The sequence below is a fragment of the Paenarthrobacter sp. TE3676 genome, assembly GCF_056279165.1.
On sequence record NZ_JBWBQU010000010.1, the window covers coordinates 90277 to 114154 of the forward strand.

At 62.0% G+C, this 23878-nt stretch carries 22 protein-coding genes; 3 read left to right on the top strand and 19 right to left on the bottom strand.

Translation table 11 applies throughout. The features are described 5' to 3' along the window. Nucleotides 1–13: 13 nt before the first annotated feature. Together ppgK and ACZ881_RS20755 are read left to right on the top strand one after the other, a co-directional pair. Nucleotides 14–817, top strand: a complete 804-nt coding sequence (ppgK, locus tag ACZ881_RS20750; protein WP_091466671.1) for a polyphosphate--glucose phosphotransferase — start codon at nt 14–16, stop codon at nt 815–817. 7 nt (nt 818–824) lie between these two features. Further along, entirely contained in the window at nt 825–1604 is a 780-nt protein-coding gene (locus ACZ881_RS20755) for an SDR family oxidoreductase (RefSeq protein ID WP_091466670.1), read from the top strand. A 60-nt stretch (nt 1605–1664) separates the two neighbouring features. Here ACZ881_RS20755 and nrdR read toward each other — a convergent pair whose 3' ends face one another. From nrdR to ACZ881_RS20770, 3 genes are all read right to left on the bottom strand, one after another. Beyond that, nucleotides 1665–2165 carry a transcriptional regulator NrdR gene (gene nrdR / locus ACZ881_RS20760; RefSeq protein ID WP_091466668.1) on the bottom strand — a complete coding sequence of 167 codons (501 nt, stop codon included), beginning with the start codon at nt 2163–2165 and terminating at the stop codon, nt 1665–1667. Between the two features lie 173 nt (nt 2166–2338). After that, nucleotides 2339–3703 (bottom strand): histidinol dehydrogenase, encoded by a 1365-nt coding sequence (hisD, locus tag ACZ881_RS20765; protein WP_476117820.1) that lies wholly within the window; start codon nt 3701–3703, stop codon nt 2339–2341. 4 nt (nt 3704–3707) lie between these two features. Beyond that, nucleotides 3708–4241, bottom strand: coding sequence for a hypothetical protein (locus ACZ881_RS20770; RefSeq protein WP_091466665.1), 534 nt, complete (start codon nt 4239–4241; stop codon nt 3708–3710). Between the two features lie 114 nt (nt 4242–4355). Between ACZ881_RS20770 and ACZ881_RS20775 the strand changes: the two genes are divergently transcribed. Further along, the gene (locus tag ACZ881_RS20775; protein ID WP_476117821.1) at nt 4356–4856 is read left to right on the top strand and encodes a flavin reductase family protein; all 501 of its coding nucleotides are present in this window, start codon (nt 4356–4358) and stop codon (nt 4854–4856) included. A 19-nt stretch (nt 4857–4875) separates the two neighbouring features. On the opposite strand, the gene dnaE is transcribed toward ACZ881_RS20775, so the two are convergent. The 16 genes from dnaE to ACZ881_RS20855 all read right to left on the bottom strand — a co-directional run bounded on the left by dnaE (nt 4876) and on the right by ACZ881_RS20855 (nt 23872). Then, nucleotides 4876–8433: a DNA polymerase III subunit alpha gene (dnaE, locus tag ACZ881_RS20780; RefSeq protein WP_476117822.1), complete on the bottom strand. Its 3558-nt coding sequence runs from the start codon at nt 8431–8433 to the stop codon at nt 4876–4878. Between the two features lie 57 nt (nt 8434–8490). Beyond that, nucleotides 8491–9417 carry an RluA family pseudouridine synthase gene (locus ACZ881_RS20785; protein ID WP_091466661.1) on the bottom strand — a complete coding sequence of 309 codons (927 nt, stop codon included), beginning with the start codon at nt 9415–9417 and terminating at the stop codon, nt 8491–8493. Beyond that, a complete protein-coding gene (gene lspA, locus ACZ881_RS20790) occupies nt 9410–10018 on the bottom strand; it encodes a signal peptidase II (RefSeq protein WP_178994916.1) in 609 nt (202 codons plus the stop codon). Before lspA ends, ACZ881_RS20785 begins: the two co-directional genes overlap by 8 nt. Nucleotides 10019–10133: 115 nt before the next feature. Continuing rightward, nucleotides 10134–10832, bottom strand: coding sequence for a DivIVA domain-containing protein (locus ACZ881_RS20795; RefSeq protein ID WP_091466657.1), 699 nt, complete (start codon nt 10830–10832; stop codon nt 10134–10136). 156 nt (nt 10833–10988) lie between these two features. Further along, nucleotides 10989–11276, bottom strand: coding sequence for a YggT family protein (locus ACZ881_RS20800; protein ID WP_091466654.1), 288 nt, complete (start codon nt 11274–11276; stop codon nt 10989–10991). Nucleotides 11277–11382: 106 nt separating this feature from the next. Then, nucleotides 11383–11919: a cell division protein SepF gene (locus tag ACZ881_RS20805; RefSeq protein ID WP_011774422.1), complete on the bottom strand. Its 537-nt coding sequence runs from the start codon at nt 11917–11919 to the stop codon at nt 11383–11385. A gap of 85 nt (nt 11920–12004) precedes the next feature. Further along, a complete protein-coding gene (locus ACZ881_RS20810; protein WP_476117823.1) occupies nt 12005–12763 on the bottom strand; it encodes a YggS family pyridoxal phosphate-dependent enzyme in 759 nt (252 codons plus the stop codon). Continuing rightward, complete coding sequence (locus ACZ881_RS20815) at nt 12756–13511, bottom strand: purine nucleoside phosphorylase YfiH/LACC1 family protein (protein ID WP_476117824.1); 756 nt, start codon at nt 13509–13511, stop codon at nt 12756–12758. Before ACZ881_RS20815 ends, ACZ881_RS20810 begins: the two co-directional genes overlap by 8 nt. 25 nt (nt 13512–13536) lie before the next feature. Further along, entirely contained in the window at nt 13537–14757 is a 1221-nt protein-coding gene (gene ftsZ, locus ACZ881_RS20820) for a cell division protein FtsZ (RefSeq protein WP_011774419.1), read from the bottom strand. Nucleotides 14758–14974: 217 nt separating this feature from the next. Next, nucleotides 14975–15916, bottom strand: a complete 942-nt coding sequence (locus ACZ881_RS20825) for a cell division protein FtsQ/DivIB (protein WP_476117825.1) — start codon at nt 15914–15916, stop codon at nt 14975–14977. Beyond that, a complete protein-coding gene (gene murC, locus ACZ881_RS20830) occupies nt 15909–17279 on the bottom strand; it encodes a UDP-N-acetylmuramate--L-alanine ligase (protein WP_476117826.1) in 1371 nt (456 codons plus the stop codon). The genes ACZ881_RS20825 and murC overlap by 8 nt, the downstream gene beginning before the upstream one ends. Beyond that, the gene (gene murG / locus ACZ881_RS20835; RefSeq protein ID WP_476117827.1) at nt 17276–18394 is read right to left on the bottom strand and encodes an undecaprenyldiphospho-muramoylpentapeptide beta-N-acetylglucosaminyltransferase; all 1119 of its coding nucleotides are present in this window, start codon (nt 18392–18394) and stop codon (nt 17276–17278) included. The genes murC and murG overlap by 4 nt, the downstream gene beginning before the upstream one ends. 6 nt (nt 18395–18400) lie before the next feature. After that, on the bottom strand, nt 18401–19702 hold the full coding sequence (ftsW, locus tag ACZ881_RS20840; protein WP_091466639.1) for a putative lipid II flippase FtsW: 1302 nt from the start codon (nt 19700–19702) through the stop codon (nt 18401–18403). Between the two features lie 2 nt (nt 19703–19704). After that, nucleotides 19705–21294 (bottom strand): UDP-N-acetylmuramoyl-L-alanine--D-glutamate ligase, encoded by a 1590-nt coding sequence (murD, locus tag ACZ881_RS20845; RefSeq protein WP_476117828.1) that lies wholly within the window; start codon nt 21292–21294, stop codon nt 19705–19707. Next, nucleotides 21276–22385, bottom strand: a complete 1110-nt coding sequence (gene mraY / locus ACZ881_RS20850) for a phospho-N-acetylmuramoyl-pentapeptide-transferase (protein ID WP_011774413.1) — start codon at nt 22383–22385, stop codon at nt 21276–21278. The genes murD and mraY overlap by 19 nt, the downstream gene beginning before the upstream one ends. Next, a complete protein-coding gene (locus tag ACZ881_RS20855; protein WP_476117829.1) occupies nt 22382–23872 on the bottom strand; it encodes a UDP-N-acetylmuramoyl-tripeptide--D-alanyl-D-alanine ligase in 1491 nt (496 codons plus the stop codon). The genes mraY and ACZ881_RS20855 overlap by 4 nt, the downstream gene beginning before the upstream one ends. Between the last annotated feature and the right edge of the window lie 6 nt (nt 23873–23878).

A 23878-nucleotide genomic window follows, 5' to 3' on the forward strand; every position in this document is an offset into this window, starting at 1 on the left:
GATCGGAAATGCATTGTCCAAGAAGGATGAGAAGACCCACAAGAACGCCCCGTTGATCGGTATCGACATCGGTGGCACCGGCATCAAGGGCGGCATCGTCGACCTGAAGAAGGGCAAGTTGATTGGCGACCGCTTCCGCGTTCCCACTCCGCAGCCCGCCACTCCGGAGGCTGTAGCTGAGGTTGTCGCCCAAATCGTCGAGGAACTCTCCAGCCGTCCCGACGCGCCGGCAGCGGATTCCCCCGTGGGTGTGACATTCCCCGGCATCATCCAGCACGGCGTGGTCAACTCGGCGGCCAACGTGGACAAAACCTGGCTTGGCACCAACATCGACGCCACCTTCACCAAACGCCTCGGCCGTCCCGTAGAGGTCATCAATGATGCCGACGCCGCTGGCCTCGCCGAAGCCCGTTACGGTGCTGGCGAGGGCGTGGACGGCACCGTCCTGGTGATCACCCTGGGAACCGGCATCGGATCGGCATTCATCTTCAATGGACAGCTGGTCCCCAACGCCGAGCTCGGGCATCTTGAGGTGGACGGGCACGACGCCGAGACCAAAGCCTCCGCGGTGGCTCGCGAACGCGATGGCCTGAGCTGGGACGAGTACGGTGTCCTGCTCAACCGCTACCTCCAGCACGTGGAGTTCCTGTTCTCCCCCGAGCTGTTCATTGTGGGTGGCGGCATTTCCAAACGCTCCGACGAGTACTTCCCGCACCTTGAGCTGCGGACCAAAATCGTCACGGCAAAGTTGAAGAACGACGCCGGCATTGTGGGCGCGGCACTCGAGGTCGCTTTGCACCACAAGCTCGCGAAGTAGCCGCGGCATGACAGAGGCCGAAACCGCCGACCAGCATGGTGAACGCGGAGTCGCGATCGTCACCGGCGCCAGCCGGGGAATCGGAGCCGCCGTAGCACTCGCCGCGGCGGCTGCCCGGTATCACGTGGTGGTCAATTACTCCGCAGACGCTGAAGGTGCACGGACCGTGGTCAACGACATCCTGGCCCAAGGCGGCAAGGCACGCGCCGTGCAGGCGGATGTCAGCCAACCGGCCGACGTCGGACGCCTGTTCGACGAAGCCGCCGGTTGGGGTCCCGTGACCGCCGTGATCAACAACGCCGCCATCACGGGAAACCTGATCGGCGCCCTCATGGAAGTACCGGCGGAAACGGTCCAACGGGTTGTTGATGTCAACGTGGCCGGAATGATTTTCATGTGCCAGGAAGCAGTTCGGCGACTTTCGACGGACAACGGCGGCAGCGGCGGCTCCATCGTCAACGTCTCCTCCACAGCCACCAAGGCGGGCTCGCCCGGAACCTGGGTCCACTACGCGGCCACCAAGGGGGCAGTGGATGTTTTGACTGTGGGCCTTGCCGCCGAAGTGGCCAAGCAGGGCATCCGTGTCAACGCCGTTGCCCCGGGCAGCACCAATACCGGCCTCCACGCAGCGGCTGGAATGCCGGACCGCGTGGAGAGGCTGAACCCAACCATCCCGATGGGCCGCGGCGCGGAGCCGGAGGAGGTGGCTGCGGCGGTGATGTGGCTGATGTCGGACGAGGCCGGGTACATTACCGGAGCCGTGCTCCCTGTGTCCGGCGGGCGCTGATCCCGGTCAGGATTGATGCCGGTGGCGGCTGCGGCTTCCCCTCCGCTGCCGCCACCGGAGCTATAGCTGGCTCTTTTCCGAACCCTTGACTTGCTTGGCGCCTGCCTTGGCCGCTTCTGCCTCATGGCGTAGCAGCGAGATGGCTGATTCGAAGTCCTCCAGGGACTCAAACGCCTGATACACGCTGGCAAAACGAAGGTATGCCACTTCATCAAGCTTCCGGAGCGGGCCCAGAATAGCCAGGCCCACCTCATGGGCATCGATCTCCGCTGCGCCCGAGGAACGAATATTCTCCTCGACTTCCTGGGCGAGCATTGCAAGATCGTCCTCCGTGACCGGACGTCCCTGGCATGCCTTGCGGACCCCACTGATGACCTTGATGCGGCTGAATGGTTCGCCGACGCCGGACCTCTTGATCACGGACAGGCTGGTGGTTTCCACTGTGGTGAAGCGACGTCCGCATTCCGGGCACTGGCGTCGGCGGCGGATGGATGAACCGTCGTCAGCCATTCGGCTGTCGACGACGCGGGAGTCGGGATTCCGGCAGAACGGACAATACACGCTGGGCCTCCCCTGACGGCTCCGGCACGGAATCGCATGCGGCAGGACGCCGGATACGCAAAGGTGCCGGAAGATTCACTTCCGGCACCAGTTTACGGTCCGCCATGCACTAATGACAAGCGTGTAATTACTACATGTAGTGGTAGCCACCCACATATGTAGTGGTTGAGGCCCTACGCGAAGCGAATTCGAACAGCATCTCCGTGGCCCGGAAGGTCCTCTGCACCCGACAGGCTCACGATGTGCCCGCTGACTTGCTCCAAGGCGGCGCGGTCATAGTTGATGACCTGGACCGCGCGGAGGAACGTGGTGACGTTGAGACCGGACGAGAAAGCGGCCGTTCCGCTGGTGGGCAGCACGTGGTTGGAACCTGCGCAGTAGTCCCCCAGGCTGACCGGGCTGAAGTCGCCCACGAAGATCGCTCCCGCGTTACGAATCCGCGCTGCAACCGTGGCCGCGTTGGCCGTCATGATTTCCAGGTGTTCAGCGGCGTATGCGTTGCAGACCGCGATCCCCTGCTCAAGATCATCCACCAGCACCACACCGGACTGCGGTCCGGACAGCGCCTCAAGAACGCGGGCACGGTGCTTTGTTCCAGCGGCCTGCTGCGCCAGTTCATGCACGACGGCGTCAGCCAGTTCCGCGGAGTCAGTCACCAGGACGGAGGCTGCTTTGGGATCATGCTCCGCCTGGCTGATGAGGTCGGCGGCCACCAACGGGGCCTGCGCGGTGGCGTCGGCAAGGATGGCGATCTCCGTGGTTCCGGCCTCGGAATCGATGCCCACCACACCCTTGACGAGGCGCTTGGCTGTGGCCACAAAAATGTTGCCCGGGCCCGTGACAACGTCAACGGGCTCAATAGACAGTTCATCACCTGTGCCAGGGATGCCGTAAGCAAACGAAACAATGGCCTGTGCGCCGCCGATGGCGTACACCTCGTCAATGCCCAGGAGCTTCGCCGCGGCCAGGATGGTGGGGTGCGGGAGGCCGCCAAAGTCTTTCTGCGGCGGGGAGGCAAGCGCAATGGACTCCACGCCAGCGGCAACCGCGGGGACCACGTTCATGATGACTGAAGATGCCAGCGGAGCGAGTCCACCGGGAACGTAGAGCCCAACGCGTCCCACAGGAATCCAGTTTTGGCTGACAACGGCACCGTCGCCAAGTTGTACATCCACATTGGCAGGGCGCTGCTGGTCAGCAAATTGCCGGGCGCGGTTGATGGACTCCTCCAAGGCAGCGCGGACCTTTGGGTCAAGTTCCGTCAGCGCCTGGGTAAGTGCCTCCGCCGGGACCCTGGGGTGTGACTGCTCCACGCCGTCGAATTTCCTGGCCAGTTCGGCCAAGGCGGCAAAGCCGCGGCTACGGACGTCGGAAATGATGTCCAGGACCTTCTGTTCGGCCTCTGCCATCGTCTGATGCTGCGCCCTTGGCACAGCTGCGCGCAGCTCCGCCAAGGTAAGGCGGCGGCCACGGAAATCGATGCTCCGGAAATTTAGGGCGTCAGTGGAGAGGGCGGAAGTATCCGAGGAAGTGGTCACCCGGCTATTTTACGGGTTTCTTCGACAGAACCCCGAACAGCGCCAGGACAAACGTGATAAAAGCGATGGCAGCAGGCCACAGAACCAGTACAGCGTAGGAGCGCAGCGTGAAGCCAAACCCGGGGCCAAGGGCAGGATCCGGGGCGGGCCCCAGCAACTGGGCGGCAAGCAGCCCAACCAGCCATGCGAAGACCGCACCCAAAGCACCCCCAAGGAGAGCAAAGGCTAAGCGCCGCGCGGCACCATCTCCGTTTAACTTTCCGTCCAGCATCACGCCGGTGAGGCACCCTGCCAGCAGCATCAGGGCTGCGAGGACCAAGTCCCGCGGAAGCCAGGAATCAGGGTTGGCCGCATTCGCCAGATCCGGATTGCCCGAAACCAGGTTCAGTCCACCCGGAGCGAGAAGCCACCAGATGAATCCGGCAACCACACCCAAAGCCGCCGGAAGGACCAACCAAAGGACGTCCTTCGAGCGCCGGGGTTTGGAGGCAGAGATCTGTTCTGCGACGGCAGGGACGTGCACGGTGGAATCGGTCATGCACCTCACATTAACAAAGGTTCACGCCGACCCGACAAAATGTGGGGCTCGCACTCCCGGAGGAATACCCTGAAGAAGAAGACATGCAAGGCCCCAATTCAGGAGAAAACCGACGTGCCCAGCGAACCATCCGGCTTCGAGCAGACTTTCAGGGAGATGTTCCGTCGGCATGCCGCTGGAGTAGCCATCATCACGGCGAACCTCAACGGAAGCCCCTTCGGCTTCACCGCCACGTCTGTGGCCTCGCTATCTGCCGAGCCGCCCCGCTTCACCTTCAACATGGCCAGGAGTTCCAGTTCCTGGCCTGCCGTGGCCAACGCGGAGTACATCGGAGTCCACATGCTGGGGCTGGAAAACCAAGCCCTCGCCAATCGCTTCGCACGGACACGCGACCGGTTCGACGGCGATCATTGGGAGCCGGGCCCCCATGACGTGCCTATTCTCAAGGATGTCAGCGGTTGGCTCGTGGGCAGAATCCAGATGCGCCTGTCTTTCGAGAACAACGCTGTGGTGGTAGTCGAGGTCATAGACGGCCAGGTGGGCGAGGACGGCACTCCCCTGCTGTACCACAGCGGCGGTTACAGCAAGCCCGAGCCGCTCGACTACGAAATCTGACCGAGCGGCCGCGAGCCTGCTAGTTATCCAGGCAGGCAGGACCCAGCAGGACCTTCAAGTCACCAAAAAGTGAAGGACTGGGGTTGACCCGCATATGGACGGGCAAGCCCATGACCTCCACCTTCGTGTCCCCCATCAGCTTGAGCCGGACTTCCGAATTTCCGCGGTGGGTTCGCAGCACGTCACGCAGGTCAGTCACAACTGCCTCGGTGGCCTTGAACGTAGGAATGGTGATCACCACGGGACCGTTCACGCTTTCACTGAGGTCCGGGACGGATAGCTCCATGCAGTTCAAAGTGACCGCTCCGTCATCGCGGCGCTGCAGGCGGCCCTTGACCACAACGATCAAGTCCTCAGCCAGGACCGAGGCGATAGGACCGTAAACCTGGCCGAAAAACATGACCTCCATGGAAGCGCCCAGGTCTTCGATTTCTGCTCGGGCATAGGCGTTTCCGCTGGCCTTGGCAATCCTGCGGCTCAGCGAGGTGATCATGCCCGCAATGGTGACTATCGCGCCGTCGTGCGGTCCGTCCTCGGCGATGATCGACGTAATGGACTGTTCAGCGTGCTGGCTGAGGACGCCCTCCAGCCCCTGCAAGGGATGGTCTGAAACGTAAAGGCCCAACATGTCCCGTTCGAAGGACAGCTTGTCCTTCTTCTCCCACTCGGGCAGATCCGGGATTTCGGTGGTCAGCGACGCCTCGGGCTCTTGGTCTTCAAAGCCCGCGAAGAGATCGAACTGGCCAATTGCCTCGTTGCGCTTGAGCGTGATCACAGAGTCGATGGCTTCTTCGTGGATCATCGCCAAAGCACGCCGATGGTGACCGAGTGAATCGAACGCTCCGGCTTTGATCAGTGATTCGATGGTGCGCTTGTTGCACACAACGGCGGGGACCTTGAGGAGAAAATCCTTGAAGGACGTGTACTTGCCCTCGGAAGTGCGCGCAGCCACCATTGCATCCACCACATTGACGCCGACATTGCGGATGGCGCCCATGCCGAAGCGGATGTCCGTTCCCACCGGGGTGAAGTTCAGCGAGGATTCGTTGACGTCCGGCGGGAGGACAGTAATGCCCATTCGACGGCACTCGTTGAGGTAGATGGCGGATTTGTCCTTGTCATCACCCACGGACGTCAGCAAGGCAGCCATGTACTCCGGCGCGTAGTGCGCCTTCAAGTAGGCCGTCCAGTACGAGATAACGCCATATGCTGCCGAGTGGGCCTTGTTGAAGGCGTAGTCGGAGAACGGGAGCAGAATGTCCCACAGCGTCTTGACGGCGGCCATGGAGTAGCCGTTGTCCTGCATGCCTTGGGAGAAGCCGGCGAACTGCTTGTCCAGCTCGGACTTCTTCTTCTTACCCATGGCGCGGCGAAGGATGTCGGCCTGTCCAAGCGAGTAGCCGGCCAGCTTCTGGGCCACGGCCATGACCTGCTCCTGATACACGATCAGGCCAAAGGTGCCGCCCAGGATTTCCTTCAGCGGTTCTTCCAGCTCCGGGTGGATGGGAATGACTTCCTGGATCCCGTTTTTGCGCAGGGCATAGTCGGTGTGGGCGTTGGCGCCCATGGGTCCAGGCCGGTACAGGGCAAGAACAGCGGAGATGTCTTCGAAGTTGTCAGGCTTCATGAGCTTGAGCAGGGACCGCATGGGCCCGCCGTCGAGCTGGAACACGCCCAAGGTGTCACCGCGCGCCAGGAGCTCGTAGGACGCAGCGTCGTCGAGTTCCAGGTTTTCCAGATCCAGGTCGACGCCGCGGTTCATCTTGATGTTTTCCAGGGCATCCGAAATGATCGTCAGGTTTCGGAGACCCAGGAAGTCCATCTTGATCAGGCCGAGGCCTTCGGACGTCGGGTAATCGAACTGGGTGATGACCTGGCCGTCCTGGAAACGGCGCATGATGGGAATGACATCGATGATGGGGTCCGAGGACATGATCACACCGGCGGCGTGCACACCCCACTGGCGCTTCAGTCCCTCGATGCCCAGGGCCGTCTCGAAGACCTTGGCGGCCTCCGGATCCGTGGCGATCAGCTGGCGGAAATCCCCGGCTTCGCTGTAACGCTTGGATTCCGGGTTCTGAATGTCCGCCAAGGGAATGTCCTTGGCCATAACGGCAGGAGGAAGTGCCTTGGTCAGCGTCTCACCCATGCTGAACGGGTAGCCCAGCACGCGCGAGGAGTCCTTGAGCGCCTGCTTGGTCTTGATGGTGCCGTACGTGACGATCATGGCCACACGCTCGTCGCCGTACTTCTTGGTGACGTAGTCAATCACCTCGGAGCGGCGGCGATCATCGAAGTCGACGTCGAAGTCGGGCATGGAAACGCGGTCCGGGTTAAGGAAGCGCTCAAAGATCAGGCCGTGCTGCAGGGGGTCGAGGTCGGTGATGCGCATGGCGTACGCCACCATGGAGCCTGCACCGGATCCGCGGCCGGGACCTACACGGATGCCATTGTTCTTGGCCCAGTTGATGAAGTCGGCAACCACCAGGAAGTACCCCGGGAATCCCATGGACGTGATGACGCCCAGCTCGTAGTCCGCCTGCTTCCGGACGTTGTCAGGAATGCCTTGGGGGTAGCGGTACTTCAGGCCGGTATCCACTTCCTTGACCAGCCAGGAGGTCTCGTCTTCCCCGGGAGGGCAAGGGAAGCGCGGCATGTAGTTGGCGCCGGTGTTGAAAGAAACTTCGCAGCGCTCGGCGATGAGCAGCGTGTTGTCGCAGGCTTCAGGGTGATCCCGGAACAGCTCCCGCATCTCCTGCGGCGACTTCAGGTAGTAGCCGCTGCCGGAGAACGCGAAGCGCGAACCGCCGTTGTCATACGTGGGCTCCAGGAGCGTGGAACCGGATTGGATGGCCAACAAGGCCTCGTGGGCCTTGGCATCATGTTCATGCGTGTAATGGAGGTCATTGGTGGCCACCAGCGGGAGGTTGAGCTCCTTGGCAAGGCGCAGGAGATCGCCCGTGACGCGCCGTTCAATGTCCAGCCCGTGATCCATCAGTTCACAGAAGTAGTTCTCCGCGCCAAAAATATCGCGGAATTCAGCTGCGGCTTCCACAGCCTCACGGTAAAGACCGAGCCGCAACTTGGTCTGGACTTCCCCGGAAGGGCAACCTGTGGTGGCGATCAAGCCTTCGGAGTAGGTGTTGAGTAGTTCCCGGTCCAACCGCGGCCATTTACCAAAGACGGAGTCCAAGGAGGCGATGGATGAAGCCCTGAACAGGTTCCTCATGCCCACGTTGTTGTAACTCAGGAGGGTCATATGGGTATACGAGCCACCACCCGAGACGTCGTCCTTGCGCTGGCTTTCATCGCCCCAGCGCACGCGCTCCTTGTCCCCGCGGGCGGTACCAGGGGTTACGTAGGCTTCGACACCGATGATCGGTTTGATGCCCTTGTCCGTGGCCTTGCGCCAAAAGTCGAAAGCTCCGAACAAATATCCATGGTCCGTGGTGGCCAGGGCGGGCATCCCCAGGCGTTCGGTTTCATCGAACAACTCACCGAGCCGGGCAGCTCCATCCAGCATGGAGTATTCGGTGTGGGTGTGCAGATGGACGAACGAATCATTGCTGGAAGTCACCACGACAGTCTACCGTCCCGGGTCCGACAGAAGTCGGACCCGGGCAGTGAATCCTGTCTATGCGGAGCCTGTCGCGAGCAAATCCAGGGCGTACTGAAGGTCCGCCGGGTAGTCGCTGCTGACTTCAACCCAATCGCCCGTGCGGGGGTGGGTGAAGCCAAGCTGGCGGGCGTGCAACCATTGCCGGGTGAGGCCGAGGTTCGCAGCGAGACGAGGGTCTGCCCCATAGGTGAGATCTCCGGCACACGGATGCCGAAGCGCCGAGAAGTGGACTCGGATCTGATGCGTCCGGCCGGTCTCCAAATGGACTTCCACCAAGGTCGCCTTGCCAAAAGCTTCCAGGACCTCGTAATGGGTCACTGACGGCCGGCCGTCCTCGATGACGGCGAATCGCCAGTCATGGCCGGGGTGACGACCGATCGGCGCGTCAATAGTGCCCTCCAGCGGATCAGGCAGTCCCTGAACGACTGCGTGATAAACCTTCTCCACGGTACGTTCCTTGAACGCCCGCTTCAGGACCGTGTAGGCGTGCTCGGTCTTGGCCACGACCATCACGCCGGAAGTACCGACGTCGAGCCTGTGAACGATTCCCGCCCGCTCAGGCGCTCCTGAGGTTGAAATCCGGTATCCGGCACCGGCGAGACCCCCCACTACAGTAGGGCCCACCCAGCCGGGCGAGGGATGGGCAGCAACCCCCACAGGCTTGTCGATGACAACGAATTCCTCGTCGTCCAGCAGGATCTTCAGGCCTTCCACAACTTCCTCCACGACTTCCAAGGGATCCGGACGCTCGGGAACCGTGACATCAATCAACGCGCCGGCAACGAGCTTTGCCGACTTACCCATTGCCACTCCGCCGCTTGTGACGTTTCCCTCGGAAATCAGGAGCGCAGCCGCGGAGCGCGAAATGTCCAGAAGCTGCGCCAGGCCTGCGTCAACGCGAACGCCGGCCAGCTCTTCTGGGACCACCACAGATTCACTCACCAGCAGGCTCCCCGCTAGTGCCGCCCGCAGGCTTCGCATCTTTGGCGGGCTTGGGTACTGCGACATGCCGCGTTCCATCCATGCCGATGCCTCGCAGCGTCAGGAGGCAAATAATAACGACGCCCGACACCACCGCCGAGTCGGCGATGTTGAAGATGGCGAAGTTCGGCAATTGGATAAAGTCCACCACATGCCCCATGGCGAAGGATGGCTCACGGAACAAACGGTCGGTTAAGTTGCCGAGAGCCCCTCCCAGCAACAGCCCCAGGGAAAGCGCCCACCAAGCTGAACCCAACTTTCGCAATTGGAAGAGGATCGCCACGGAAACAGCTGCCATGACGATCGTGAAGATCCATGTCACGTTCTCGCCGATGGAAAACGCCGCCCCGGAATTACGGATGTAGTACCAGTGCAGCAACGGAGGCAGCACAGGAATGCGCTCACCCTCTGTCATGGTGCTGGTCACCCAGAGCTTGGTGAGCTGATCAAAAACGTAGGCGAACACGGCGAAGCCGGCAAAGAGCCATAGCATGGCAGGACGCCACTTACGGCGCTCAGCAGGCGCCGGTTGTGCGGCGTCAGCGGTGAAGTCGTCGGTCATAGTGCTTTCATTCGGGAAGCGTGGCGGGCTGCTGTCAGCTTTTGGCCGCTGTCAGTCTTTAACAGCGAAAGCCGGCGACCGAGGAGTCCTCAGCCACCGGCTTTCAGAATACTTGCTAAACGTCTGCGGTTGCTTCGCCAACCTCAGGGGCAGCAACGGAACCACGGGCGTCGAGGTCGCGGAGCTGACCCTCGATGTAAGCCTTCAGGCGTGAACGGTAGTCGCGCTCGAAGCCGCGGAGCTGCTCAACCTTGCGCTCAAGAACGGAGCGCTGCTGCTCGAGGGCACCAAGGATCTTGCGGGACTTCTCCTGGGCGTCGTTGACGAGGCTGGAAGCCTCGATCTGAGCCTCGGCAATGATCTTTTCCTTCTGCTGCGCACCGTCTGAAACGTGCTTGTCGTGCATCTGCTGTGCCATGGCAAGCAGGCCTGCAGCAGACTCAGCGGAAGAGGTGACGCCGTTGCCGGCAGCGGGTGCCTTCGGAGCTGCGGCAGCGGCTGCAGCTTGCTCGGCTTCCTTCTTCTTGGCAGCTTCGGCAGCCTTGGCTTCGGCTTCCGCCTTCGCCTCTGCTTCCTTGTCGACCTTGACCGGGGCCGGAACCTTCTCGACGACCGGGGCTGCAGCAGTTGCAGCGGGAACAGCCGATCCGGCCTCGCCGAGCTTCTTGCGAAGTTCGTCGTTCTCCTGGTTCAAGCGGCGAAGTTCCACCACGATCTCGTCGAGGAAGTCATCGACCTCATCCTGGTCGTAGCCTTCGCGGAACTTGGTCGGCTGAAAGCGCTTGTTGACAACGTCTTCTGGCGTCAAAGCCATCTGGTCACCTCGTTGGTCTAGTTAGTCAGTAGGCCTTCCGGCCGTTCAAAACTACGGTACCTAAATATCATCTTGTTCCTCTAATTCAACACCATCGTGTTGATTTGGAGAATTTGCGGCCTATGGACCATCGGTGGCCCGGGTTCCGCGGAGCAGCTACGCCAGGCTGCTGGTCACTGCCATGGCAATGCTGACGGCAATAATCAGGATCAGGAAGCCCAAATCCAGCGATATTCCGCCCAGTTGAAGGGGTGGTATGAGTTTTCGGAGCCTGCCTAACGGAGGATCCGTTACGGAGTACACCACATGGGCTGTAACCAACGCCACACCCCTTGGCCGCCACTGGCGGGCGAACATCTGGACCCATTCGAAGATGAGTCGGATGATCAGGGCAATGAAGAACAGCAACAACACAATATAGATAAGGCCGAAAACAATGCCCACGAGTTAGCTCAGATCTCCCACTTGTTCCGGAATGCGGATCGGTCCCTACTATTGCAACACAGATGCCAGGCGGGTTGACCCGCCTGGCATCCGCAAAAAACTGTTGTCAGCTCTGGTTGAAGAAACTGGCCTGCGTTTCGCTGGCCTTCTTGTCATCTCCGATGACCTCAACGTATGACGGCGACAACAGGAAGACTTTGTTGGTCACCCTCTCGATGCTGCCGTGCAGGCCAAAAACAAGGCCGGCAGAGAAGTCCACGAGTCGCTTGGCGTCTGCTTCGCCCATGTCAGTGACATTCATGATCACAGGAATGCCATCCCTGAAACTCTCACCGATGACCTTGGCATCGTTGTATGAACGCGGGTGAACGGTGGTGATCTGCCTCAGGCCCGAGGCATCTTCGCGGCTGGACGCCGCACGCTTGATGGGTGTCACGGGTGCGCGGTATTCCTCTTCGGCATCAACAGTGGGCATTTCACGGACAACTTCCCGGACGGGAGCAGGCGCACGGCGCTCTTCCCGTTCCTGTGCCTGGGGGCGTTCTTCATCGTGGTGCGTGGCGACGGACTGCTCAGATTCGTAGTGTTCATCGCCGTCGGCGAGCCCAAGATAGATCATTGTCTTGCGCAGAGCGCCAGCCATGGTGCACTCCTATCATTTCTGCAGTAGGCGGGCCGCCATGACTTGACATATTGGAACCCCGGCCCGTCATTCCAATACTTTGACGCTACCCCACGGCCGGACGGGAACCGAGAATATCGGAGCCAATTCTCAGGTGTGTCGCCCCGAACTTCACCGCTGCTTCCAGGTCCTGGCTCATCCCCGCAGAAATACCTGTTGCGGCGGGATGAACGGCGCAGAGCGTCTGGGAAATCCCGGCGAGCTTCTCAAACGCGGCATTCGGATCAGCCCCCAGCGGCGCCACTGCCATCAGCCCGGCCAGCCGCAGCCCTTCAGCTGATTCTATTTTCCCTGCGAGGACCTCGACGTCGGAGGGGTTGGCACCGCCGCGGTGAGCGCCGGCGTCGTCGTCCAAGCTGACCTGGATGAAGCAATCGAGGTCGCTCCGCCCCGTGGCATCCTTTTCACGGGCGATGGCCTTGGCCAAAGCGTCAACAACCGCCACGCGGTCGATGGACTGGACCGACGAGGCATACTTGGCCACGGACTTCGCCTTATTGCTCTGAAGCTGGCCAATGAAGTGCCACTTGACGTCAACATGTGTGAGCTCAGCACTCTTGGCGGCAGCTTCTTGGTCGCGGTTTTCACCGACGTCCGTAACGCCGAGGGCGACCAAGCGACGGACGTCGGCCGCGGGATGGAACTTGGTGACCACAATCAGCCGCGGTGAATCAGTCCGCCCGGCAACGTGGACGGCAGATTCCATCCGTTGGCGGACGAGGCCGAGCCGATGAGCAAGCTCAGCGGTCCGGGCGTCGCCGCCCGAATCCTGCCCTTGTTCATTGTCATATCCAACGCTAGTCATGAGTCCACACCAAACCTGCGAATCGACCGGTTCGGGAGTCCCGCCGGTAGGAAAATAGGGAGTCGTTTTCGAGGGTGCATGCTCCGGAATACTCCACGGTGACGTGGAGGGCAGCCAACTGGGCCCGGACACCCGCCGGCAGGTCCAAGGCCGGCGTTCCCCACGAGGTGGAAGACCATGTTTCGGGAACTTTTGCTGCGACGTCGGCCCGCAGCTGTTCCGGGACCTCATAACAGGATCCGCAGATGGACGGACCGAGCCATGCGCTGATGTTAGCGGCTCCCCGGCGGCGCATTTCTTCGACGGTGGCAGGTACAACGGCAGAAGCGACACCGGGACGCCCGGCGTGGGCGGCAGCTATGACGGGGTTGTCGTCGGCGTCACTCCCAACGAGCAGGACCGGGACGCAATCAGCCACCATGACAGCCAGAGGCTGTGGTGGACGCGGGAATGTTGTGGGCGCTTGCGGGCTGGACGATCCCCCGGCGGCGGAGACCATAGCGTCAGCAGTGGGTCCCGGACCGTGTGCTGCAATGAACTCAACGTGGTTGCCGTGGACCTGATCCATATATTGGAACTGCCCTGCAACCGGACCATTGGCGCTCAGGCCAATAGCCTGTTCCAACCGGACACGACGGGCCATCACGTCCGAGGGATCGTCCCCCACATGGAGAGCCAGGTTCCCGGCGTCTGCATCCGTGAAGGCTACAGAAACGCCGGGCCGTACTTCATCTCGCCACCAAAACACCTGATACTGACTCTCCGAACGTGGCTTACTTCAGGAAGTCGGGAACGTCGAGGTCATCGGAGCGGCTGCCCGAAAGATCGGGTTCGACCACTGCCGGAAGGTCGACGTCGAAGCCGGAGTCCGCGGGCAGGGCGGAGGGACGCTGCTGGCCCCAGTTGCTCAACCCTGCTGCGCCGATACCAGCCGTAGCGTGCTGCGGTGCGGCAGCGCTGGAAGGCGCGCTGCTCGGAGCAGCCGGGCGGTCCGAGGGCACAGGGTTCTGGGCCGGACGTGACTGGTCCATGGAGGGCGAAGTTGCCTTGACGTCGTCGAAGCCTGCAGCAATGACAGTCACGCGTGCTTCGTCACCCAGGGCGTCGTCAATGACGGCGCCGAAGATGATGTTCGCCTCGGGGTGGGCCACTTCCTGCACAAGGCGGGCAGCCTCGTTGATCTCGAACAGCCCGAGATCGGAGCCGCCCTGGATGGAAAGAAGGACTCCGTGGGCACCGTCGATGGATGCTTCCAGGAGCGGGGAGGCGATGGCCAGTTCGGCAGCCTTGACAGCGCGGTCTTCGCCACGGGCGGAACCGATGCCCATGAGGGCCGAGCCTGCGCCCTGCATGACGGATTTGACGTCAGCGAAGTCAAGGTTGATCAGGCCCGGGGTGGTAATGAGGTCCGTGATGCCCTGGACACCGGAAAGGAGCACCTGGTCCGCGGAGCGGAAGGCGTCCAGGACGGAGACGTTGCGATCACTGATGGACAGGAGGCGATCGTTGGGGATGACGATCAGGGTGTCGACTTCGTCGCGGAGGGCGTCAATGCCGGCCTCGGCAGAGCCTGCGCGGCGTCGGCCTTCGAAGGTGAACGGACGGGTTACGACGCCAATGGTCAGCGCACCGAGGGAGCGGGCGATGCGCGCGACCACGGGGGCGCCACCGGTTCCGGTGCCACCACCCTCGCCTGCAGTAACGAAGACCATGTCAGCACCACGGAGAACTTCTTCGATCTCGTCGGCGTGGTCTTCTGCTGCCTGCTTGCCGACCTCCGGGTTTGCCCCGGCACCGAGGCCGCGGGTGAGTTCACGTCCGACGTCGAGCTTGACGTCGGCGTCGCTCATGAGCAGCGCCTGCGCGTCGGTGTTGATGGCGATGAACTCCACGCCCCGAAGGCCGACCTCGATCATGCGGTTGACTGCGTTCACGCCACCGCCGCCGATGCCGACGACCTTGATGACGGCCAAGTAATTCTGCGGTGCTGCCACGTTTCGTGCCCCTTGCTTGTGTCCTATAGCGAAACTGATCGAGTCCAACTTGAATCCTTGGACCTTAACCCTCTAGTTGAAGGTTATAGTTATGTCAAGTAACTCTACTGCGACGGTATTTCCTCTGGTTGCCACATGCAATCTCCGCTTGCGCGTGTCGTGTGATTGTCGCGAAATAAGGCCACCGCCGGCCGCAGGTTACGTTCTCATTTGCTGCTTATTTTGTGAATGGATGCCGGGGAACACTGACGTCGTAGATACTGACGGGAACCTTGGGGTCCGCCGGCATCCGCAGGAGCGCTTCAAGTGCCTTCGACTTCAGTTCCCTGTCCTCGGCATTGCCCCACACTACCGTCTTTCCGTCCACCAGTTTCAGCTCAACAGCATCGGCTGATGCTGCAGAGGCCGTGGACATCCTGGCCAGGATATCGGCGGGCAAGGTGTCCAGCACGGCAGCAATAGCCTTGAACAACTCCGTGTTGGTTGTGCCAACTCCAGCGTCGATCAACGGAAGTGCAACCGCCGACAAGTCCTTCGTTGCACCGAGCTGCACCCCGTCCACGTCCACCATGACGTAGGAGTCCCCCTGCTTCAGCAGTGCCACCGGGACGCGTTCGTCCACGTGCACCAGCAACTCCGACGGCGGCCGCGCTTCCATGGTGGCCGAACGGACCTGGACCAACGGTTTCAGGAGCTCGTTGATTTCCCGCTCGCTGAGCTGCGGGAGGGGCTTTCCTTCGAGGCCGGACAGTGCTTTCTGCACCGCGTCCGGCGTCAGCAACGTCGTGCCATCCACGGTGATGGTCCGGACTGCGAGCACGGGCGAAAATATTGCCCCTGCAATCAAAGCACCGACCACAACGGCCACAATCGAAAGCGTCCAGAGCACGAGTCGCCGCTGGCGGCGCTTCTTCGGCTCAGGAAAGGCAATGACGTTGTCCGCCGGCAAGGTCTTGCCGTCTTTGGCGGGGCCGCCAGCGGCCTTGGAGCCACCGCCTGCGGATTTTGCAGTGGTTGCCGGCTTCTCCGGGGCCTTCACTTCCGGTTCAACGGAACGCTGTGCACTGATGACCTCCGCGGAGTCACCCCGGGGTCGGCCAGTCTTGCTTTGGCGAGGGGGCGTAGCCGGTTTGAAGGTCGGCTTGCGGGTGCTAGCCACCCAACGCCTCCACAATCAACGGCCCGTAGGCAGTGACGTCTCCCGCGCCCACCGTTAGGACCACATCGCCTTCGCTTGCAACGGCTGCCACCGCGTCAACGGCTTCATCGGCGGAAACCAGCCGTCCGCTCACCAGATGCTCGGTGATCAGCGTGCTTGTCACACCAGGAATGGGGTCCTCGCGGGCTGGATAGATGTCCAGGACCATGGCGGTGTCTGCCAGGTCCAGGGCGGCCGCGAACTCCTGGGAGAACTCACGGGTGCGGGAAAACAGATGCGGCTGGAAGAGGACGTGCACTTTGTTTCCGGCGGCCACGGAACGGGCTGCAGACAAAGCTGCGCGGACCTCAGTGGGGTGGTGGGCGTAGTCGTCATACACGCGCACTCCCCTGCCAATGCCCTTGAGCTCAAAGCGCCGGGACGCGCCCGTGAAGTGGCCCAGTGCCGCCGCTGCAGCACCCGGTTCCACACCGAGTTCGACGGCGACGGCGAACGCAGCTGCCGCGTTCAGGGCATTGTGCCGCCCCGGTACCTGAAGTTCGAGTTTGTTGACGTCACCGTTATAGGCCACCGACACGTTGCCCGGGCCGTCATCGTGAAGCCGGACGTTAGCGTCGTCGGATGTGCCGTACGTCAGCACCCGTGTGGTCCCCTGGGCCGCTGTGCGCTCCGCCAGGGCACGGGCGCCGGGGTCGTCGGCACATGCCAGTAGGACGCCATCGGCAGGGAGCAGGGCCGCAAAGGCATCGAAGGAAGCGAAGACGGCTTCCGGCGTCCCATAGTGGTCCAAATGGTCGGCCTCGACGTTGGTGACCACGGCAATCAAGGGCCGGTAGTTGAGGAATGAACCATCCGATTCGTCGGCCTCTGCCACAAAAATGTCGGATGCCCCATGTGCCGCATTAACGCCTAGTGCCGGCACGTTCGCGCCGATGGCGAAGGAGGGATCCAAACCGGCTTCCTTGAGCAGGACGGCAACCATGGAGGTGGTAGTGGATTTGCCGTGGGTACCCGCCACGGTTACCACCCGGTGGCCGGCCATGGTGGCGGCCAGCGCTTCGGAACGGTGCAACACGGGCAGCCCGGCATCACGCGCCGCCACCAGCTCCGGATTATCCGCACGGATGGCTGAGCCGGCCACGATTGTCTGGGCGTCACCCAGGTTTCCGGCGTCATAGCCCACGGCGATGCGCGCACCAGCCAGGGAAAGGTCCCGCATGACCGGCAAATCCTTGACATCCGTACCGCTGACCGGGACACCCCGTGACACCATGATGCGTGCGACGGCGGACATCCCCACTCCCCCGATGCCGATGAAGTGAACGCGTCCGAGGGACTCTAGGCGGGCGATAGTGGTGGTCATTCGGATACCGCTTCCAAGACAAGATCAGCCATGCGCTGATCGGCGTTTCTGATACCGAGGGCCTCGGATTTACGGGCCATGTCGTTGAGTCTGCTGCTATCTGTCAGAAGCGGAATCAATTCGCTTCGCAGCCATTCCGGACTGAGGTCCTTGTCATCCACCATCATGGCGCCGCCGGCGGAAACCAAGGGAGCAGCATTGAGTGCCTGCTCTCCGTTGCCGATGGGCAAGGGCACGAATACTGCGGGAACTCCCACCGCCGCTACTTCGCTGACTGTTCCGGCGCCGGCACGGGCCAGAAGGACATCCGCAGCGGCATAAACGTTCTCCATGCCGTCCACGTACTCAACCTGCCGATAGCCGTCGGCGGCGAGAAGTCCGCCGTCGTCATTCTTGACGGCTTTGCCGACGCCTGTGATGTGGAGTGTCTGCACACCGGCAGCCGCCAGCGCCGGGAGGGCGGCCGTGATGGCACGGTTGATGCTTAACGCCCCTGACGAGCCGCCGGTGACGATCAGCGCAGGGCGGTGGGCATCCAATCCAAGCGCCGCCCTTGCGGCAGGAGCAGCAACAGTCCTGTGAAGTTGCGAGATGGCCCGGCGCATCGGCATGCCTACGTGGCGTGCACCCCTCAGCCGGGTACCGGCAAATGCCACGGCAACATGGTTGCTGAACCGGGCGCCGACCCGGTTGGCCCAGCCGGCCTTCATATTGGCCTCATGGATGACGATGGGAATCCCTAGCTTCCTGGCAGCAAGGTACATCGGTGTGCAGACGTACCCGCCCACACCCACCAGAACGTCCGCGCGGGATTCCTCCAGGATGCGCCGGGCCTGCCGAACCGCCCCGCTCAAACGGGCGGGCAGCTTCACGAGGTCCGCTGAGGGCCTGCGCGGAAACGGGACCCGGTCGATGGTGGCAAGTTCGTACCCGGCGGCGGGGACGAGGCGGGTTTCCATGCCCGACGGCGTGCCAACAGCAAGGATGGCGGCCTCCGGACGCTTGTCCCTGATGGCATCGGCAATGGCCAGCAACGGGCTGACGTGACCGGCAGTTCCGCCGCCGGCCAGGACGACGGACAAGGGCTTGGATGCGTTGGCGGAATCAAAAGTCATGAAGTGCTAGGTACGCTTTCGTGCGGTCTTGGACATGAGTCGCGGCAGGAATCCTGAACGCTGCTGCGCTGGCAGTTGGCCGCGGGCCAAAGACAACACTACGCCCACGCCACAGAGGGACATGATCAGCGCGGAGCCGCCGTATGAGATGAAAGGAAGCGGCACACCCACCACGGGAAGGAGTTGGGTCACTACGGCCATGTTCATGCTTGCCTGGCCGAGCAGCCACACCATGATTCCACCCGCAAGGGTGCGCTGGAACGGATCGGTCTGCCTGACCACCACACGGAAGATGGCAATACCCAGAATCGCAAACAGGACCAGGACCACAATGGTCCCCACGAGGCCGAGTTCCTCGCCGATAATGGCGAAAATGAAGTCGTTGTGGGCTTCCGGCAACCAGTTGTATTTCTGACGGCTTTGTCCAAGGCCCAACCCGGTCCAGCTCCCCTGCGCAAGGCCGTACATGCCGTTGGTGGATTGGAAATCGAAGTCGAACTGCTCGGTGCACTGTTGGGACGCCGTTCCCAACCACGACGTGATGCGGCAGATCCTGTTGGAGCTGCTGATGGTGCCCAGGACGGCGCCGACTGCACCCACTGCGCCGGCGATGGCCAGCATGCGGCCCGGTACCCCGGCGAAGTAGAGCCCGGCAGCGGTGATCGCCGCAATGACGATGACAGTTCCGAGGTCGTTCCCCAACATCACCAACGCAATCACCAAGCCTGCGCCCGGAACGACTGGAATGATGACGTGCATCCAGCGGTGGAGGAGCTTCTGCTTGCGTGCGAGAACAGCTGCGATCCAGACGCAGAGGATCAGCTTGGCCATCTCGGAAGGCTGGAGGGTGACTCCGCCGATGTCGATCCAGTTCTTGTTGCCGTTAACGGTGTTGCCCATGACCTGCACCAAGGCCAGCAGAACAATGACTGCCCCCAGCGCCCACCACGACAATTTCTTCATCCAGTTCACGTTGGTCCGTGAGATGACATACATCGCAATGAGTCCAACGACGCCGAAGACCGCCTGCTTGAGGGCATCGGCGTAAGGCGACTTGCCCTCGGAAATGGCTTCGACGCTGGACGCGGACAGCACCATCATGATGCCTATCGCCGTCAACGCCAGAGCACAGCCGAGGATCAGGTAATACGTGGAGCTGTTGGGGGCTTTGCCCTTGCCTTCAAGGCTCTCCCAGAAGCTGCGCATGTGTCCGCGGAGCCCCTTGGGCCGGCTGTCGTCAACAGACGCGGCCTTGGACTTCCCGTCCCGGGGTTCGTTGCCGCGGGTGCGGGTGGGCGTGCTGACCATTGTTACTCCTCGGTGGTCGGTGCCTGCCCTTCCACAAGCTCGCGAACTGCCAGGACGAAAGCGTCGCCACGGTGAGCGTAGGAAGAGAACTGATCCATGGATGCAGCCGCCGGTGCCATCAGGACGGTATCGCCGGGCGTTGCCACTCCGGCCGCCGATGCCACGGCCTGGGCCATGATGGTCTCACCGTAGATTGGCGAAGCGGCGTCTGAGGCTGCGGTCTGCACTCCTTCAGTGTCGCCCTTGGGGGGCGCTATCACGGGGACATCCGGCGCGTGTCGTTGGAGGGCCCCCTCCAACGCCTCCGTGTCGGTTCCGATGAGTACAACGGCTTTCAACCGGGGTGCGTGCTCTTTGACGAGGTCGTCATAGTTGACGCCCTTGGAGAGGCCGCCGGCAATCCAGACAACCTGCTGGAAAGCCGAGAGGGCTGCGGATGCTGCGTGCGGATTGGTTGCCTTGGAGTCGTTGATCCACAGGACGTCGTTGTGGTTGGCCACCAGCTGGATGCGGTGGGCACCCGGAAGATAGTTGACCAGGCCCTGTTTCACCGCTGCCGGATCAATTCCGTAGGCCCGGACGAGGGCAGCCGCTGCGAGGGCGTTGGCCACCATGTGGCGGGGCGCCACCGGACCAAGATCGGACATCGCAGCAAGTTCCGCCGCGGAGTCCTTGCGCTCAGCTATGAAGGCCCGGTCAACAAGCAGGCCGTCCACCACACCCAGCATGCTCACAGCCGGTGTATTGGTGGTGAAGCCGATGGCGCGGCATCCTTCCACGACGTCGGCGTTCTCTACCATTCGTTCGGTTTCGATTTGATCCGCGTTGTAGATGGCGGCCTTCTGCGTGTTCTCGTACACCTTTGCTTTGTCCGCGAGGTACGAGGCGTACGAGCCGTGCCAATCGACGTGGTCCTCGGCAACGTTCAGGCAAACACTGGCCACTGGAGACAACGAGTGGCTCCAGTGCAGCTGGAAGCTGGAGAGCTCAACGGCGAAAGCGTCGTAGTCCACGGGATCCCGGAGCGCGTCAAGAATAGGAGTGCCGACGTTTCCCACTGCAATCGCCTTAAGTCCGGCTGCCTGCAGCATGGATTCAGCCATGCCCACCGTGGTGGTCTTGCCGTTGGTGCCGGTGATCGTCAGCCAGTCCGCCGTCTTGCGTCCTGCCCGCTCCCTAAGACGCCACGCGAGCTCCACGTCGCCCCAGACAGCGATGTGCTTCCGCTTCGCCGCGGCAAGCAGGGCTTGGTCCGGGCGCCACCCCGGCGAGGTCACCACAAGATCGGGCAATCGTCCGTCGATCAGTGGGAGCGCCGTAACGGCTTCCTCCCCCAACAGCACATCAACGGCCCCAACAATTTTCAGGGTGTCGGCTTGGGCTTCGGCCTTTGCACTGGTGGCGGCGTCAACCACCACTACTTCTGCGCCAAGTTCGATCAGGGTGTCGGCAGCTGAGAAGCCGGAGACGCCAATGCCTGTCACCACGACGCGCAGACCGGCCCAGTCAGCATCCCAACTAGTGAGTTCGTTGAGCCTGTCGGCGTTCGACGGCGTCGTATCCGGGTTATCGTTCACAGCAGCACCACCCATTCAGCATAGAAAATTCCAAGGCCGGCAGCCACGAAGAGCCCTGCGAGGATCCAGAACCGGACCACGACGGTAACTTCATCCCAGCCCTTCAATTCAAAGTGGTGCTGTAGCGGTGCCATCTTGAAAACGCGCTTTCCGCCGCTGAGCTTGAAGAAGCCCACTTGGATGATGACGGAGAGCGTGATCAGCACAAAGAGGCCACCGATGAAGGCGAGCAGGAGTTCAGTGCGTGACAGGATGGCGAACGCCGCAACGGCACCACCAATGGCCAGGGAACCTGTGTCACCCATGAAGATCTTGGCGGGTGAAGTATTCCACCACAGGAATCCCACCAGGGCAGCACTGAGAATTGCCGCCAGCAGGGCAAGGTCCATGGGGTCGCGTACCTGGTAGCAACCGCTGCCGGCTTCCCGTGGTGAGCCGCAGGCCTGGTTGTTCTGCCAGATCCCCATGATGGTGTAGGCGCCAAAGACCATGATGGATGCTCCGGCAGCCAATCCGTCCAGGCCATCAGTCAGGTTCACGCCGTTGGTAGCCGCGGTGATGATCAAGTTGGACCAGAGCACGAACAGGATGGCACCTACCACCGTGCCGCCGAAGGCAAGGTCCAACCAGGGGATATCCCGCACCAGGGAAATCTGGGTAGATGCAGGACGCAGGCCGTCCTCGTTGGGGAACTGGAGAACCAGGACCGCGAAGATGATGCCAACGGCAGCTTGGAGGATCAGCTTGGCGCGTGCATTGAGGCCTAGGCTGCGCTTGTTGGAGATCTTGATGAAGTCATCGAGGAAGCCTACAAAGCCCATGCCCACCATGAGGAACAGCAGAAGCAGCCCGGATGCGGATGGCCCCGCAGAGTCCGGATTCATCATCCACATGATCAGGTGTGTCACGAAGTAGCTGATGAGCACCGCGGCCACCACCACGGTTCCGCCCATGGTGGGGGTGCCGCGCTTCGTGTGGTGGGAAGTGGGTCCGTCGTCACGGATGAATTGTCCGTAGCTCTTGGCCACCAGGAACCTGATGAAAAGGGGCGTCCCTATCAGGGCCACCAGAAGGGCGACGCCGGCGCCGATCAAAAGTGCAATCACAGCAGCTCGTTCCCTTCGCTTGCGGCAGCTTCGGCCGCGTTGTCTCCGGTGGGCTCGGCCCGTGGAGGTAATGCTATCCGATCACCCAAATGCCGTAGTCCCACGCCGTTGGAGGACTTGAAGAGCACCAGGTCTCCGGGTTTCAGCTCATTTTGAAGCAGCTCATAGGCTTCTTCCACAGTCTCCGTGAACGAACACTCGTCACCCCAGGAACCTTCCTGGATGGCGGAGATGTAGAGGGCACGGGCTTCGCGTCCCACTACCACCAGCCTGGAAATGTTCAGCCGCACCACTTGGGTACCTACGGCGGTGTGCTCGCGGATGGAGTCTTCCCCCAGCTCGAGCATCGCGCCAAGAACGGCCCAGGTCCTTCTGCCTTGTCCAAGGTCCGCCAGCGTTCGCAGGGCAGCCCGCATCGATTCCGGGTTGGCGTTGTAAGCGTCGTTGATGATGGTGACGCCGTCTTCACGTTCAGTTCGCTCCATCCGCCAGCGGCTGGCCGCCGATTGGGAGCTGAGCGAGGAGGCAATGTCAGTGGCCGGGATGCCAGCGGCGAACGCGGTTGCTGCCGCTGCCAACAGATTGGTGACGTGGTGGCCACCGATCAGGCGGCTTCGCACCTCAACGGACGGGCCGCCGTCGGGCAGCACCAGATTAAACTCAGGAAAGCCTTGCTCGTTGACCACAACATTGCGGGCTTCCACCTCTTCGGTGGTAGCGGGCGAAGCCGTGAAGCCCAGAACCTTTGCTTGGGTCCGGGTGCGCATGGCAGCAACCCGGCCATCATCGAGGTTGATCACGGCTGTACCATTCTCGCCAAGGGCTTCCACGAGTTCGCCTTTGGTCCTGGCGATGTTCTCCACACCACCGAACTCGCCGGCGTGAGCCGTACCGACCACCAGGACCACGCCGATGTCCGGTTTGACCATCTCTGCGAGGTATTTGATGTGGCCCAGACCGGTAGCACCCATCTCGATCACCAGGAAACGGGTGTTGGCGTCAGCGGCAAATACCGTCAGCGGGACGCCCACCTCGCCGTTGTAGGAACCCTGGGGAGCCACAGTGGCTCCGGCGGTGGACAGCACACCGGCAAGGAGATCTTTGGTGGTGGTTTTGCCAGCTGATCCTGTGATGCCAATGACCGTAAAGTCCTCGCCGCGGCTCTGCCGCTCAGCACGGATGCGGCGGACGGCTTCCGCGGCCAACACGCCCATGGCCAGGACAGCATCCTCAACTACGACGGCGGGATAGGGGCGGCCGTCGGCATCGGTCACTTCGCGTTCGCCGAGAACCAGAACGGCGCCTCGTTCGAAAGCGGCGTCAACGAAGTCGTGACCATCGGCGTGTTCGCCGGGCTTGGCCACGTACAGCGATCCGGGCGTCGCTTCCCGTGAATCAGTGACGACGGAAGTGGGCACGATGTCCGGAGCTCCGGTCAATCGGCCATGGGTGAGGTCGGCGATCTCCGCCGCAGTAAGTGCAATCATCTCGGT